The organism is Alicyclobacillus acidocaldarius subsp. acidocaldarius Tc-4-1, from assembly GCF_000219875.1.
GTDB lineage: Bacteria > Bacillota > Bacilli > Alicyclobacillales > Alicyclobacillaceae > Alicyclobacillus > Alicyclobacillus acidocaldarius_A.
Map to the genome: position 1 here is coordinate 23,294 of NC_017167.1, position 15,409 is coordinate 38,702.

Annotated in this window: 11 protein-coding genes and 1 CRISPR repeat array (1 of these 12 only partly in view); of the genes, 5 read left to right on the forward strand and 6 right to left on the reverse strand. The window is 60.3% G+C overall.

Annotated elements, in window-relative coordinates; genetic code table 11:
* Positions 1-157: 157 nt before the first annotated feature.
* Genes tnpA through tnpC form a run of 3 tightly spaced genes read left to right on the forward strand, consistent with a single transcriptional unit; the run spans position 158 to position 2,513 of the window.
* Positions 158-502, forward strand: coding sequence for an IS66 family insertion sequence element accessory protein TnpA (gene tnpA, locus TC41_RS00100; protein WP_041694815.1), 345 nt, complete (start codon positions 158-160; stop codon positions 500-502).
* On the forward strand, positions 496-927 hold the full coding sequence (gene tnpB, locus TC41_RS17150; RefSeq protein WP_014462921.1) for an IS66 family insertion sequence element accessory protein TnpB: 432 nt from the start codon (positions 496-498) through the stop codon (positions 925-927). Before tnpA ends, tnpB begins: the two co-directional genes overlap by 7 nt.
* On the forward strand, positions 924-2,513 hold the full coding sequence (tnpC, locus tag TC41_RS00105) for an IS66 family transposase (RefSeq protein WP_014462922.1): 1,590 nt from the start codon (positions 924-926) through the stop codon (positions 2,511-2,513). Before tnpB ends, tnpC begins: the two co-directional genes overlap by 4 nt.
* A 699-nt stretch (positions 2,514-3,212) precedes the next feature.
* Here tnpC and TC41_RS00110 read toward each other — a convergent pair.
* From TC41_RS00110 to TC41_RS00125, 3 genes are all read right to left on the reverse strand, one after another.
* On the reverse strand, positions 3,213-4,913 hold the full coding sequence (locus tag TC41_RS00110) for an IS1634 family transposase (RefSeq protein ID WP_014462923.1): 1,701 nt from the start codon (positions 4,911-4,913) through the stop codon (positions 3,213-3,215).
* Between the two features lie 311 nt (positions 4,914-5,224).
* On the reverse strand, positions 5,225-6,577 hold the full coding sequence (locus TC41_RS00115) for an IS1380 family transposase (RefSeq protein WP_014462925.1): 1,353 nt from the start codon (positions 6,575-6,577) through the stop codon (positions 5,225-5,227).
* A 383-nt stretch (positions 6,578-6,960) separates the two neighbouring features.
* Positions 6,961-7,935, reverse strand: coding sequence for a beta-ketoacyl-ACP synthase III (locus TC41_RS00125; protein ID WP_041694816.1), 975 nt, complete (start codon positions 7,933-7,935; stop codon positions 6,961-6,963).
* A gap of 166 nt (positions 7,936-8,101) precedes the next feature.
* Between TC41_RS00125 and TC41_RS00130 the strand changes: the two genes are divergently transcribed.
* Positions 8,102-9,040 (forward strand): ADP-ribosylglycohydrolase family protein, encoded by a 939-nt coding sequence (locus TC41_RS00130; RefSeq protein ID WP_041695572.1) that lies wholly within the window; start codon positions 8,102-8,104, stop codon positions 9,038-9,040.
* Here TC41_RS00130 and TC41_RS00135 read toward each other — a convergent pair whose 3' ends face one another.
* From TC41_RS00135 to TC41_RS00145, 3 genes are all read right to left on the reverse strand, one after another.
* Complete coding sequence (locus TC41_RS00135; protein WP_041694817.1) at positions 9,041-9,889, reverse strand: hypothetical protein; 849 nt, start codon at positions 9,887-9,889, stop codon at positions 9,041-9,043. It lies immediately after the preceding gene.
* Between the two features lie 137 nt (positions 9,890-10,026).
* The gene (locus tag TC41_RS00140; protein ID WP_014462930.1) at positions 10,027-11,397 is read right to left on the reverse strand and encodes a glycosyltransferase family 4 protein; all 1,371 of its coding nucleotides are present in this window, start codon (positions 11,395-11,397) and stop codon (positions 10,027-10,029) included.
* Positions 11,394-12,761, reverse strand: coding sequence for a nucleotide sugar dehydrogenase (locus tag TC41_RS00145; protein ID WP_014462931.1), 1,368 nt, complete (start codon positions 12,759-12,761; stop codon positions 11,394-11,396). Before TC41_RS00145 ends, TC41_RS00140 begins: the two co-directional genes overlap by 4 nt.
* 453 nt (positions 12,762-13,214) lie before the next feature.
* On the opposite strand from TC41_RS00145, the gene aceA reads away from it, so the two are divergent.
* Positions 13,215-14,498, forward strand: a complete 1,284-nt coding sequence (gene aceA / locus TC41_RS00150) for an isocitrate lyase (protein ID WP_014462932.1) — start codon at positions 13,215-13,217, stop codon at positions 14,496-14,498.
* Positions 14,499-14,935: 437 nt separating this feature from the next.
* Positions 14,936-15,409: a CRISPR direct-repeat array (repeat unit 37 nt; unit sequence GTTGCTCCGCCGAGATCGTCGGCGGCCCCATTGAAGC); it runs 1,030 nt beyond the window's last position.

Genomic DNA, 15,409 nt, shown 5'->3' on the forward strand with positions numbered 1-15,409 from the left:
TGGACTGAGAACCGACTCGAATGACCACGCGCCAGTTGCCTGGGGAAGTGTGTGTGCCAACTCGCCAACGCCACGTGAGCGTCAAATAGCGCACACCTAGTCTCGGGTTCTGTTCTGCGAGATGATCCCTCTAGAATCCATTGACGGAGGGATCACCGTGACGAAGGCCGAACTCGAAAAACTTCGCGAGCTTTGGCGTGCCCGTGTAGCGGACTTCCGGGCCAGCGGGTTAACGGGCGCAGCCTGGTGCGCCGCGCATCAGGTTAAGGAACACCAACTGTGGTATTGGGTCAGCAAGTTGAAGACAGAAGGCCACTATGGTGATCATCAACATGGCGATACGGATCCGCGTTTCATCCCCGTGCGTGTGGGCGAACCTTCCGCTGAGGGGTCAGACAAGCCGCTGTCTGTCCGTGTAGGTCCTGTTGTCATCGAGGTCACGCCTGGTTACGACACTGAACTACTGCGCGATGTGGTGCGCACCCTGGCCTCGCTATGCTGAACATCGGTGCTGGACCGGGGGAATTGCGTGTGTACCTGGCCTGCGGCAGCACGGACATGCGCAAGTCTATCGACGGCTTGGCGGCGCTCGTGCAGGAGTCCTTTCACCTGGACCCATTTTCCTCTGCGGTCTTCGTGTTTTGTAACCGAAAGCGTGACAAACTGAAAATCCTGTACTGGGAGCACAACGGCTTCTGGCTGTATTATCGGCGGCTGGAGCGGGGGGCGCTTTCCATGGCCAGACACCAGCGACGGCAAGACCCTCGTCATCACTCGCCGGGAGCTGAACTGGCTGTTGGACGGACTGCCGTTGAACCAACCGAAGGCACACCGGAGGGTTACCGCGAAAAAAGTGGTGTGAGACCGATAAACACAGAAGGGTCTGTCAAGGGATTTCGGCAGGTGTGTCGAAATTCTTGTGCATGATGAACACGACGACGGACACCCTCAACCAACTGGAAACCCTGCAGGCACGCTGCGAAGCGCAAGAGAAGGAAATCGCGGAGCTAAAGAAGCAGGTGAAACTCCTGCTGGAACAGCTTCGTCTGGCCCGCCATCGACAATTCGGGAAGTCCAGCGAACGCACGACGGACGACCAATTGCGCTTGGACCTGGTGTTCAACGAGGCTGAGGCGGAGGCACAGCCTGAGGAAGAAGAACCTACCTTCGAGATGGTGACGTACCAGCGACGCAAGAAGCAGCCTGGACAACGGGACGCCATGCTTGCCGATCTTCCAGTGGAGCGGGTGGAGTACCGTCTGTCGGAAGAAGAACGGATCTGTCCGTGTTGCGGCGATGTCATGAGCGAGGCGGGTGTCGAGATCCGTCGCGAGCTCATCCACATCCCGGCGCAGACGAAGGTACGCGAACATGTCCAGCAACAATATGCATGCCGGACGTGTGACCAGCAGGGGACGGAAACGCCTATGGTCAAGGCGCAGATGCCCAAGCCACCCATTCCGGGCAGCCTGGCGTCCGCCTCGATGCTGGCGTATGTGATAGACAAGAAATACGTGGACGGTTTGCCGCTGTTCCGTCTGGAGCAGCAGTTTGCCCGGCAAGGCCTGCAGTTAACACGTCAGACCTTGGCGAACTGGGTGGTGTTGGGGACGACGCGGTGGCTCGAACTCATGTACAACCGGTTGCACGAGGAACTTCTGAAGCGCCGGTACCTCCATGCGGATGAGACAACGCTGCAGGTTCTGCATGAGCCGGGGCGATCGGCTGAAACAACCTCGTACATGTGGTTGTACCGAAGCGGTCAGGATGGGCCAGCGATTGTCCTGTTCGACTACCAGGAGACCCGTTCGAAGGAGCACCCAAGGCGATTTCTCGAGGGATTCGGGGGCTACCTGCACGTGGACGGGTACAGCGGGTACCACGACATTCCGGGTGTCAAGCTGGTCGGGTGTTGGGCACACGCCAGACGTAAGTTTCACGAGGCACACACCGCGCTCCCGGCAGAGGAGCGAAAGAAACCGACAGCGGCCAGGATAGGATTGGAATACTGCAATCGCTTATTTAAGATTGAACGCGCACTGAAGGACATGGATCCAGAACAACGTCACGCACAGCGGCAGAAGTTAAGTCGGCCGGTGCTGGACGAGTTGTGGCATGGCTCCGGGCGCAGAGCGAACAGGTACTGCCCAAGAGTACCTTGGGGGCAGGCGGTTTCGTATTGCCTCAACCAATGGCCGAAGCTGACGGTGTTCCTGGAGGACGGGCATCTGGAGTTGGACAACAATCGGAGCGAGCGGTCCATCAAGCGGTTCGTGATCGGCCGGAAGAATTTCTTGTTCGCGAACACGCCACGGGGTGCGAGGGCCAGCGCCATCGCGTACAGTCTGGTAGAGACGGCCAAGGAGAACGGCTTGGACCCGTACTTGTACCTGGAGTACCTGTTCGAACGGCTACCCAACATCCAGACTGACGACCAGACGGCGATGAACGACTTGCTGCCGTGGTCCGACCACCTGCCAGACGGCATCCGCAGACGGACGAAAAAAGCATAGTATGCACAACTGCCCCGCCGGCTTCCCGGCGGGGTTTGTCGTCATGTACGACTTTGATGCAGCGATGGCGGGAATGCAAGGTGGGCGGGATTTGACGCTCACAACGCCACGTAATTTTTCCAGACGCGTCAGCCGTCTTCGGCTCAAGCCCCTGAGCGTGACTTGGCCCGGTCTTATAATCCACTTCAATGGTTCCCGTTGCTCCGGGCGAAGTGTGGATGGTCACGTAGGCGTATTCACCAGGATAGACGCTGAGACGTTGTGACACCACGGTGATAGCGTTAAAGGAGGGGCCGGACCTCGCGCTAAAGACGTGTTTCAAATCCTTTCCGTCCGCGAGCGTCTTCGTTAGGTAGGACGTCGACTTTGCCATTACGCGAGTCGGTGCAATCTCACTTGCAGAGACCAAATCCGCGGTGGTAAGTGACAAACTTAACATCGTCCAAAAAGTCAGAATCATCAAGCGTCATAAGCCTTTCATAAATCGGTCACCTCCGACTCGTGAATGAAAAAAATTCAACTGAGAGATAAGACCCACATTTCGCGCCGAGCGACAGAAACTTAGCTGGAAACTCGAGCGAGGTAGCCATCTGAGCGTCCGACGACTGTGGGGCTGGAAGGGTGTAGGATATCGAAAGCGCGATCTTTTTGAGAAATGTTCAGTTTTGGAAACCCTGTGCACACGGCCCCAAACGTTGATCAAGCCGTCTTTTGCGCTTCCGTGTAGATGCTCAGGTCCATGTTCAGCAGCTTAAGAACCCTCATGATCTGAGGATTATGAGGCGTTGCAGGTACTCGCTGCCACGTGTCGCCGACCTGCATGTGCACGGTCGTCATTCCATCCAGCATCTCGAGGATGGCCAACCCTGTTGGACGAAAACTCTTTCGTTTGCCTGGCAGCATGAGCGGTTCCGTTTCCCGTTTCATCTTCTCTCGGATGAGATATTCCAATACACTATACAAGAGTAGGGATAACAGCATGACGAAACCGAACGCTTTCACCCGTGTCGGCTTATGCAGGTAGATGGGACCCACGTGATACGGGCTTTTCAGATATCGAAAACGCGCCTCCACCTCGTGTTGTTCCTTATACAGGCGGAGGATCTGTTCATCTGACACACGCTGATCATCGCGGATGTCGGTGATGAGCACAAACGTCGCTTCCTTCTCTCGCCACTGCTGAACCCGCTCCTCAGAAGGCGGTAAGATCTCCACTTCCACACGGTACTGTGTATGCACCGGCGGTGGCGGGTCATCTTTGCGCGGGCGACCGCGGCGCGCGCGTTTTTCCTGCACCTGCTCGGCACATATGCGGGCGGAGATGGGATGCAAAGTGGCACGGTGTTCGTGCATGAAGGTCTGCATGGCCATCTGTGCATCTTGTTCACAACTGTAGACGTTTTGGTTCATCGCCTTGGCCGCTTTCTCCAGCGCAGCCTTCTCACGCTTGAGCACCTCTTCGAGCTTGCGCTCCTTCCGGGTATCCAGGCTGGAGGAGCGCACCACCACGAATCGATACGTTCGCCCGTACAGCGTGCGACGGAAGGCCTGGATCCTGTAATGGGCGCTGTCTTCCGCCTCAGCGAGCCGACCGACTTCTTTCCAGCTGTTTTCTTTCTCCCATGCCGCTCTCTTCAGGTCCTCGGACAGCTTATACGTCCCCGGCAGTCGTGAGATGAAATGGATGTCTTCCTCCGCCAAAAGCTCAAGGTTGTCCTTCGTCACCAACGCCGCGTCCGCGACGTAGACGCTTCTCTTTCGCGTCTCCTCATCGAGCTGGCTCAGGAGTTGCTGGATGTTCTCGAAATTCCATGTGTGATCGTCCAAGTTCCCAGGGTTGACGTTCGCGCATAGCCCCAGACCATGGACGGTGCAAAGTCCAAACACAATTTGCTTGAGATCAGGCCGGTGGTCCTTGGAGAATCCCCGGTCAATGCGAAACGCTGTTTGGTCCAGGTACTCGCCTGTCACAGAGAGCGACGTGGTATCCGCATGGATGGGGATGAGTTCGTTGGAATCGCTGAGCACCCGGAGTCTGCGTAGCGTGTGTAGGGCGATACGCGCGTATAATGCCTCGAGACCTGCGTCGTACAAGGCATCCAGAGCCCGGGCCAAAGCGTCATCATGGAGATCGTCTGCGGAGACGCCGTTTCCAAGCAGGACTTCCACATCCCGTTGCGCGTAGAACTCCTCCACTCGGTAGAGGGCTTCGCGGTTCGTGCCGATATGAACTAGCAACGCCTTGGTACGCAACCCGATGGACAGTTTGCTATCCGGACGTGGCACGAACTCGTCGATGATCTCTACCCACTTCAATTCGTCGATCAGTCTGGCTAAAACGGGCGCAGGCCCCATGACATACGAGCGAACTGGACCGAACAACTGGAAAGCCTCCCGCACGAAGATACGACGGGCTATCCAATTCCACGTGTGGAATCAAAATTCCTGTCGAAAATGAACACAAGCCCAAAAAACGGGCGCGAAATAATGGGCCTGAATCCGTGACAGGGTCGATGGAAAGAGGCTGATGTGTGTTCTCGCAAGCCCCTTCACTGCGATTTCACGGATGTACATTCAATTTTCTTAGGGATTGTGAATATCGGTTGGAGCCAGTGCGGCGAAAAGGCAGATGTCCCCCCTGGACTCGTGAATGGTTGGGTTCGGTTTCCATGTCAGGTCATATGCAGTGTCTTTGCTCGACACAGTTCACGTTACGCAAAGGCCAAGTACAATCGCCGAAATGCCGGGAGCCATCGATTCCCGTACCCCAATTTCAGCTTGGTCTGTCTGGCGTGTCGCACCATCTTCGCAGCCAGTGTCATCAGGTTCTGAATCACAGTCCGGATCCGGCGACGTTCTGCCTTTTTTCGTAGCGGCGCATCATTTCGCTTCAGACTCTCCTGGCCGATCACTCGCAGCAGATTGTACGCCACGCATACAAAGTGCAATACCAAGTTGTTCGTGGCGAATTTACCCGAGGGCAGCCGCTCGGCGTCCAGATCCGTCTTGATTTCGCTGTGGAACTGTTCCATCACGGCGTGGTCGTGATACAGGTGAATGATCACAGCCGGGTCATCCGGCAGTGAGGTCCAGTAGGCGCTGACCTCAATGTCCGGTACCAATAAGATTTGGCCGTCGGCCGTCGTGGTCCGTTCGATAACTTCGAACACCATGCGAACCGGTTCGGATACACCCTTGACGGGACACATCAGCGAACCGTGATATACCTTCTTGCCGGGACGAGGTTCATGACATGTCCCGTGTCGCTGGGCAATCACAAGCCAGGCCTCGGGGCTCTCCTTTCGCAAGTTGCGCTTGATGATGAACTCGGCCCTGCTGTCCTGGGAGCGACACACGGCGATGTTTTCTGCACTGTCATTGCCGGCATCCAGACGAACCAGAAGCGGGAGGTCCGTCACCTGCCTTGCATACTGAATACTCTCCCGCAGGAAAGTCGACGTGCCCTTTTGTACGTGGGTACTGCCTTCACGCAACTGGACATTGACCACGTAGCCCTCTTGGCCAAGGTAAGCAAAGATGGGAGCATATCCGTCGTGCCCCTTGTATGTACGGGACACGCCTTCCTTCTTCGTGCCGGAATTATCAAAGGGACTGACGTCGATATCCAGCGGGATGTAAGTTCGACGCTCTGCAGGCACGCCCAGTTCAATCGGATGCAGAGTTACATCGAGGGCTCTCAGGAGCCTTGCGGACTCTTCCCGGAGAATGGACTCCCAGCCGGATTTTCCGGCAACCATGTCCAAACGCTGGCGCAGCGTCGGGCTCGAAGGCACGTTGTCTACTTGCAGTGCGATCATGAAAAACTCGTCATCTCGAAACGCTTCGATGTGGTCGAAGTCGGTCTTGCCTTGGCAAAGCAGCCCGATGTATGAGTATGCCACGTCCCGGTTTGAAATATCCGGTTTGCCCATACCAGGCAGGCGGGTCTGATTCAACCGCTCGCCGATTCTGGTTTTATCAAGCAACACGCCGACAAGGGTCATTCCCGAATGCGTGACGATGACTTCATCGGATTCTTCAATGATGAAACGCAAGTGGTTCACCCCGATGGTGAAGAGGGATTGAATACAGCCGATATCCGAACTATCTCAATTCTACAGGACCAACCACGAGCGCTTCAGCAATTTTCGCACCTACTCGTCACGGATTCAGGATGGGATAAGAGATATCGGATATTGTAAAAATGAGCATTAGAACTGGTCAAGAGCGCCAGTCAAACGGATGTTGAGCGCTAGTCAAAGGGATACAAATTTCTTCGTGCACTCCGCTTGAAAGAATTCGCAGTTATCGGGGATGAGGGCCTCCGGGTTTGTTTGAACCTTTTCGTAGCGCATCACCATTCCTTCCCACGAGGCAACGTCCCACGAGTCAACGAGGAGCGACGCGCGAACGAAGACCGTCCTCTGTCGCCGCTCCTCGCTCATATTCAATACTCCACCATCGCGCCGCCCCACACTAAGCCGCCGCCGAACGCCACCAGCATGAGCAGATCGCCGCGCTGAATGCGCCCGTCGCGGATGGCGGTGTCCACCGCGATGGGAATCGTCGCCGACGAGTTGTTGCCGACGTTCTGAATGGTACTCACGACCTTCTCCTCCGGGAAATCGAGGCTCTCCGCTACCGCGTCGATGATCCGCTGGTTGGCCTGGTGCGGGATGAGCCAGTCGATCTCGTCCTTCTGCCGCCCGGTCTTCTGCAGCAGTTCTTCGGCGGTGGCTGCCATCACGTTCACGGCGAGCTTGAAGATCTTCCGTCCGTCCATCACAATTTTGGCCTTTGCACCCTCGCCGTACGGCGTCCGGCTGCCTCCTCCGGGGATGTATAGATGTTCGAAGTAGGTGCCATCCGCGTGAATCGCGGTCGCGAGCACGCCGCCGGGTTCGTCTGGCTCGCCACGCGACACGACGAACGCGCCCGCTCCATCCGCAAACAGGATGCACGTGCTGCGGTCCGTGTAGTCCGTGAAGCGCGACAGCGTATCGGCGCCGACGATGAGCACATGCTGGTGCACGCCCGATTTCACGAACTGTTCCGCCACCTGAAGCGCAGACAGAAAGCCGGCGCACGTGGCATGGAGATCAAACGCGCCGATGTTGCGGCAGCCGAGCCTCGCCTGCACCTGACAGGCGACGGGCGGCAGCAGGTAGTCCGGGGTCTCCGTGGCGACAATCAGGAGATCGATTTCCTCCGGTTGCAGCCCGGCGTCCGCCAGGGCGGCCACGGCTGCGTGATAGGCGAGATCGGAAGTGGCTTCTTCAGGGCTGGCAATTCGCCGCTCGGCAATGCCTGTGCGGGTCTGAATCCACTCGTCAGAGGTCTCCACCATCTGTTCAATTTCGACATTGGTCAGGCGCGTCTCCGGCAGGTAGGAGCCCACGCCGCGAATGACGGCTTTATACAATCCATTCACCTCTCCGTCAGTATAACAGCCAACGACATGGCCCATGTGGGCCAAAGTGCGCCAGAATTCGTGACGAAATTGGCGATCTTACGCGGTTCGCTACCCAAACTGGATAGCGGTTACAATGGAGATCAACGCGGGGCTGAGCCCATTTGGGGGTGGCTGGATGATCGCACTGGAAGACAGGTTGCGCGGCGGCATGTGGGGGTTGCTTGTGGGTGATGCGTTCGGCGAGCCCTATGTCGGACTTCAACCCGAAGAGATGCCGCCTGAGGGCGAGATTGACATGCAGGGGCCGCCTGGGGAATGGGTGGCCGTGGTGCCACCGGGCACGTGGACCGACGATGGTGCGCAGGCGCTGTGTCTGCTCGACTCGCTTCTCACGTGCGGCCGGTTCGATCCGGCGGACTTCGCCACGCGGCTCATCGCGTGGCATGACGAAGGCCTTTGGACGGTGGACGGACAGGTATTTGGCATTGGGTGGCAGACCAAACTGGCCATTCAGGAGATGAAGCGCGGCGTGGAACCGGAACGCGCGGGGCTCGTGCTTCCGGAGGGGAAGGGCAACGGCGCGCTGATGAGGGTCCTGCCGCTCGCGCTATGGCATCGGGGCGCTGATGCGGCGCTTGTCGAAGATGCGCACCGGCAGGCGCGCGTGACGCACGGCCATGTCACTAATCAGGTGTGCTGCGCTGTGTACTGCTTGTGGGCGCGGCGCATGTTGGATGGTCAAGCGCCGGACGAGGCCTACGAGAACGCCATCGCGGCGCTGCGCGGCCTTTACGGGGAGGAATCGCCGTACCGCCGATCCCTCGAAGATGAGCTCTGTCCAGACGATCCGCCTGTCACGAACGGCGACGGCTACGTCGTGCACACACTTAACGCGGCTCGCCTGGCTCTGAACGAGACGAGCTACGAGCGGGTCGTCAGGCGCGCCATTCAGCTCGGTCGGGACACGGATACCAACGCAGCCGTGGCGGGCGGGCTTGCCGGGATCGCATTCGGTGCGTCGGGCATTCCGGAGAGGTGGCGCCGCCAGCTCAGGGGGAGGGACAAGGCGGAGCCGCTTGTGGAGTCGCTCGTGCGATGGCGCCTCGGCTCTTGATCAGCCGTTGACGGTCGGGTAGATGGCGGTCGGATCGCCCTTGAACTTCGTCTCCGTGTAGAGCGCCGGGTTGGTGAGCTCGTATCCGGATTGGCCCTGATATGTGAGACGCAGCGCGGGCTGAAAGTACACATTCCGGTAGGCGGACGGCTGGCGGAACGCGCAGTAAAGCGCCACAGTCTGACCGGGCGCAATGGCGATGGGCGCGCTGAGGTCCTTTGCCTGTTTCGGGATGGTGAGAAATACGTTCGACGGATTGACCACGTACGCGGTGCGCTCCAGCTCCACGCCGCCACCCACAGTGAAACCATCGAACGTCACGGCGTGCGGGAGCGGGTTTGCAACCACCATGGCGAAGACATGGGACGTCGTGAACGCGCCGCTCTCGCCAGCAAAGCTGCGCAACGGAAGCAGCCAATTCACGCGCTTCGGCACGAGGGTGACATCCATTTCCCCGAACGAGAAGGTATGCGTCCAATTCGGCGTCGCGATGGTGAGCGTGGGTTCGGCGCCGTGCATGGAGCGCGTCACTGTCGACGTGAAGTGCAGCTGAAACTCGATGGTGTTCTGGGTGAGGTGGAGTTCCTGCTGAGAGAAGCTGCGCGTGTGCAGGCCTGGGGTCTGGAGCTGCGCAGACGACACCACGCTCTGCGTCGTGGGATTCGCATCGATGAGCAGGCATTGCAGCGCAAGCGGGGCCTGCTTAGTGGTCACGGCGTCGATCATCCAGTGATTGACGAGCATCCACTGCGAGCTCGCGGCGGACGAGCCGCAGGCGGTGGACACCGCACAGACACCGACGAGGGCCGCAGAGGCGGCGGCGCGAGAGAACCATGCCTGGAGAGCCACGCTATCATCCTTGTCCATGAAAGGTCGGAGAAATTATAGCACGTGAGGCGCGAGGATGCTCGCGAGGGCTCGCGCCAGGGCGGGCCCTCGCACTGGACGAACGGCGCCGGGGCTTCCCATGGACAGGTACATCACCGTCACACGTCCCAGGACATGGACGACCAGGCGGTGGACTCGGTTTGGACCGCCGCCAGGACGTCGTCCATCAGGCGGGCGAGTTGCTGCGCCTGTGCTCGGCGGCTGTAGGCCGGATTCCACGTGCGCCGCTCGGTGGCAGGTTGCGCCATGAGATGGAGTATCGCCTGCGCGATGGCGTCAGGATGGTCCGGCGGCACGACGATGCCCGCTTGCTCGCGGCGGATGAGATCGGCGGCTTCGCCTTCGCGGAGCATGGCGAGGATGGGGCGGCCGGCGTATAGGTACTCATACAGCTTGCCGGGCACGTAGTCCTTGGCTTGCTCGGACTGATCGCCGATGAGGAGCGTCGCGTCGGCGGCCAGCATGCGAGTGAGTGCCTCGCGGCGCGGGAGGTAGCCGAGCGGCTCGATCACGGCCTCAAGCCCGAGCTCCCGGATGAGGCGCGTGTGGTGATGATGGCCGGGGTAGTCGAGGACACCCGCGAACTGAATGCGGAGGCGCTGGGGGGTGATGTGCCCGTTTTGCAGCAGTCGATGCACGGCCTGAAACAGGGCGTCCGCCGATCGCCCGGGGTACAGGATGCCACCATAGAAGAACGTGAACGGCTCTTCTTCGCCCTTGTGCCTAGCGGGCGCGGGCGGAAAATCCGCTTCGTCCACGCCGTTTCGGATGACGTGAATGTCGAGCGCGCGATGCGGGTACTTCGCCGCGAAGAGGCGCCAGAAGCCGTCGGTGACCGTCACGATGGCCGATGCGCGGGCGAAGACCATGCGCTCGAGCCGGCGCTCGAGGGAGGCTCGCCAGCCGCGATGGTGGAAGTGGAGGTTGTCCGTCCACGGATCCCGAAAATCCGCAATCCAGGGCGTCCGTGAAAACGCGGAAGCGATGAGACCTGCAAGCTGCGTGCTCTGCGGCCCCGAGGTGGTGTAGATGCAGTCGATAACGCGCTGCCGCACGATGCGCCGGGCCGCGAAGCCCGCCAGCATGGCCCACACCACGGATTCGTCCGGGATGAGCGCGTGCGCTTGGGCCCACTTCCACGCGCTCCAGGCGAGCCGCTTCCACAGCGGGCGCCGCGCCTGGGAGGACGCCTGCGGCGTGGACGTCGAGCCATCGCCGACGATGCGCCCCGACCAGCGCGCGAGCTGTTTCGACACCAGATCCGTGACGCGCACAATCTGAACGTCCTCCGGGATCTCGTCGAGAAGCGACGGATCGGGCGTGGCGCTGTAGACGTGATCGGCCGTGAGCACGGTGACCTTCCAGCCGAATTCCCCGAGATATTTCGCAAATTTGAGCGGGCGCTGCACGGCGATCCCGCCAACCGGCGGGAAGTCGTGGCAGATGACGAGGGCGTGGCGGCGCTTCATGGCACCATCTCCACCGCGCAGTCCCGCTCGGCGGATGCATGGGGTGCGGGCGTGGCGATGTAGGGCAGATGGCTGTCGCCGCGGATCTGCCACCCCGCCTCCTTGAGGCTAGGCACGAGGCGGCGCTTGAGATCCAACAAGACGAGCGGCTGACGCGCCACGGCGAGGAGGGCGGGCCACGGCGTTGTGTCAAACGCCGCCTGCCAGGCTGCGACAGCCACGGCATCCACGTCCACCAGGCAGTCTTCGAGCGACGCCGCCTGGAAGGGGAAGTACGGATCGACCGTGGGATCAAACGCCGTCACGGTGGCGCCGCGCTCGGCGAGGATTTCCGCGAAGTGGACGGCCGGGCTCTGGCGGATGTCGTTCGATCCGTCCTTCATGCCGAGGCCTAAAAGCGCCACGCGCGCACCCGACAGGCGCTTGCCGATCTGGCGCAGCGCGTCGTCGAGTTGGCGGGCGGCGCGATGCGGCGCCGTCAGGTTGATTTGGCGGGCCAGCGAAAAGAGCGGGATATGCTCCTCCGATGTGAGCGAAGCCGCGAGATACGCGTACGCGTTCGGGATGCAAAAGCCGCCGACGCCGATGTTCGGTTCGAGCAGGTGAACGCGCGGATGCGTGTTGGCCATGCGGATGAGCTCGTAGACATCGACACCGTGCTCTTCGGCCACTACTTTGAGCTCGTGGGCCAAGGCGATGTTGACGTCGCGCTGCGCGTTTTCCACGACTTTGGATAGCTCGGCGACGCGCAGGCTGGTCTTGTGCAGATGGCCGTCCGTGAGGCGGGCGAGCACGGCCATGGCGCGATGGGCACACGCGTCCGTGAGTCCCGCGACAATGACATCGAGGGTCTGGAACTCTTTCATCGCGCGGCCCTCGGCGACTCGCTCCGGCGCGTAGGCCACGTGGAAGTCCCGGCCCGGCACGAAGCCGCTCGCCGATGCGAGGCGGGGGACAATTTCGTCTTCCATCATGCCAGGGACAAGCGTGCTGCGGATGAGGACGAGATCGCCCGGGCGAAGGGCCTGACCAAGGTCGTTGACGCAGGCGAGAAGCGGCGACTTGTCCACGACGTCGCCCGCCACCGGAAGGCCGACGGTGACGATGAACGTGTCGGCGCGCTCGGCGGCTTCGGCTAGTGATGTCGTGGCGGTGAAGCGGCCGCTTTCGAGGTGCCGGCGCAGGATGCTTTCGAGGGATTCGCCGCGGTACGGCTCCATGACGTGCGTCACGCCGGTGCGGAGTTCGTTCACTTTGCGCTCGTCCACATCGACGCCGATGACCGTCTCGCCGCGCTCACAGAGCGCGAGGGAGAGCGGCAAGCCAATATAGCCAAGTCCAATGACTGCAATCTGCGTGCGCATGCGGTTCCTCCCCATAGGTTCGGATCTAGCATGAGAACGTGCGCGAGGCGTTTATGCGCAGTGTAGCAAGCGAGCATAAACCGACTGTGAGGAGTATGCAAAGATTTGGTGTACAAGTTGCAAGAAATCTTCCCGCAGAGAGAGGATGACTGCGACACTCGGCGAGCAAGCGGTTGTTTTCAGACTCGTCACAAATTTGTCACACAACCTGTATCAAAACACTATTCACAAACAAGGCATTGTTTTAATACAATTGTGCCAGAACAGAAGCCTCAGGCTGAGGGGAGATGAGAGAAACAGACGGAGATGAGCGAACCGCCTCGCATCTGTAACGCAGATTTCACGGACTTGTTCTCGGAATCTTGGCACAGCGTGAAGTGGCCCGGCATGAAACAGGAATGAGACAGGCGCAATGTCAAGGGCGCCGCAAATGGAACCTAGGGGGAATGGAAGATGACATACTTCAAAACGGCGGCGGAACTGGAGCAGCATTGGAAGACGGATCCTCGTTGGAAAGGCGTCGAGCGCGCCTATACGGCGGAAGACGTGATTCGGCTCAGGGGATCGGTGCACATTGAACATACACTCGCGCAGATGGGCGCGGAGAAGCTGTGGCGGCGCCTCCATGAAGACGGCTTCATCCGCGCGCTCGGTGCCCTGACTGGCAACCAGGCCGTGCAGCAGGTCAAGGCCGGCCTGAAGGCCATCTACGTCAGCGGCTGGCAGGTGGCAGCGGACGCCAACCTGGCCGAGCACATGTACCCGGATCAGAGCCTGTACCCGTCCAACAGTGTGCCGAGCCTGGTGCGGAGGATCAACAACGCGCTGTTGCGCGCGGATCAGATTCAGACCGCGGAAGGCAAGGGCGACATCGACTGGATGGTGCCGATTGTAGCCGACGCGGAGGCAGGATTTGGCGGGCCGCTGAACGTGTTCGAGCTCATGAAGATGATGATTGAAGCCGGCGCCGCGGGCGTGCACTTCGAGGATCAGCTGTCATCGGAGAAGAAATGCGGCCACATGGGCGGCAAGGTGCTCATCCCCACGTCGCACGCGGTGCGGAATCTGACGGCTGCGCGCCTCGCGGCCGACGTGCTCGGCGTGCCGACCATCATCGTGGCGCGCACGGACGCCAACGGCGCGTTCCTCATCACGAGCGATGTCGACGATCGCGACGCGCGGTTCATCACGGGCGAGCGCACGCCGGAAGGGTTCTACCGGTTCCGGGGCGGGCTGGAGGCCGCAATTGCCCGCGGACTCGCCTACGCGCCCTACGCGGACATGATCTGGTGCGAGACGTCCGAGCCCAACATCGAGGAAGCGAAGCGGTTTGCGGAGGCTATCAAGGCCGAATTCCCAGACAAACTCCTCGCCTACAACTGCTCGCCTTCCTTCAACTGGCGGAAGAAGCTCGATCCGAAGACCATCGAGGAGTTCCAGGAGATCATCGCGTCGTTCGGCTACAAGTTCCAGTTCGTGACCCTGGCGGGCTTCCACGCCCTCAATTACAGCATGTTCGAGCTCGCATATGGCTACAACCAGCGCGGCATGGGGGCGTACTCGGATCTCCAGCAGCAAGAGTTTGCTGCGGAAGCCCGCGGCTATACCGCGACACGCCATCAGCGGGAGGTGGGTACGGGCTACTTCGATGAAGTGGCGCAGGTGGTGTCGGGCGGACTTTCGTCCACGACGGCGCTCACCGGCTCCACGGAGGAGGAGCAGTTTGTGGAGGCGTGACGGCTCGACCCTGCGGGCGGATGAGCCCCACGATCTCGGCGCTCTGCGAGGATGGTTCCAACTCGGCATGGCACTCACTTTGGGGCCCGGTGTGGCCCCTTTTTTTGGTGCGTAGCTTCATGGGAGCAGGTGGGAGGATAAGGAGCGGGGGAATTCGGACGGCCCCGTTCGCAGACGCGGTCCGGGGCGAAACGGGGCGTGTGGTGCCGTGGATCACCGCAGTGATGGAGAAGCGGCGGGGGTAAGGAGCGCGAACCTGAATCGATGGCGAAAACCCGGGGGGTTCGCGAAATGCGAGAATTCCGCATGGGGGCTGGATTTTTGAGGACAGACAGGGTATGATGATAGCGGTTGGAAGGCGCGTGAAGGACGCGCGTTGCACAGGTTCGCGATTTTTCGCCGGAAAGCCGCGCCAGGAGCGGGCTCAGGAGAGTAGAGTTGCTCCGCCGAGATCGTCGGCGGCCCCATTGAAGCGCGAGGACTCAAGGCGAAGGAGGTGGCGGAGGCCATGTTGCTCCGCCGAGATCGTCGGCGGCCCCATTGAAGCCTCTGCGTTCTTGATAGGGTCATCGATAAGGAGAAGACGTTGCTCCGCCGAGATCGTCGGCGGCCCCATTGAAGCACAAATCCCATCAACAAAACCAGCAACGATTATATGTTGCTCCGCCGAGATCGTCGGCGGCCCCATTGAAGCCCCAATGGTTCCTACTCAGTTAGCTGAACACTGGAAGTTGCTCCGCCGAGATCGTCGGCGGCCCCATTGAAGCACCCTCACCGACTGATTTCGAGATGTTCAATAATGGTTGCTCCGCCGAGATCGTCGGCGGCCCCATTGAAGCGGCGTAAAACCGGCCTCTTCCCATTCACGGGCGGCGCGGGTTGCTCCGCCGAGATCGTCGGCGGCCCCATTG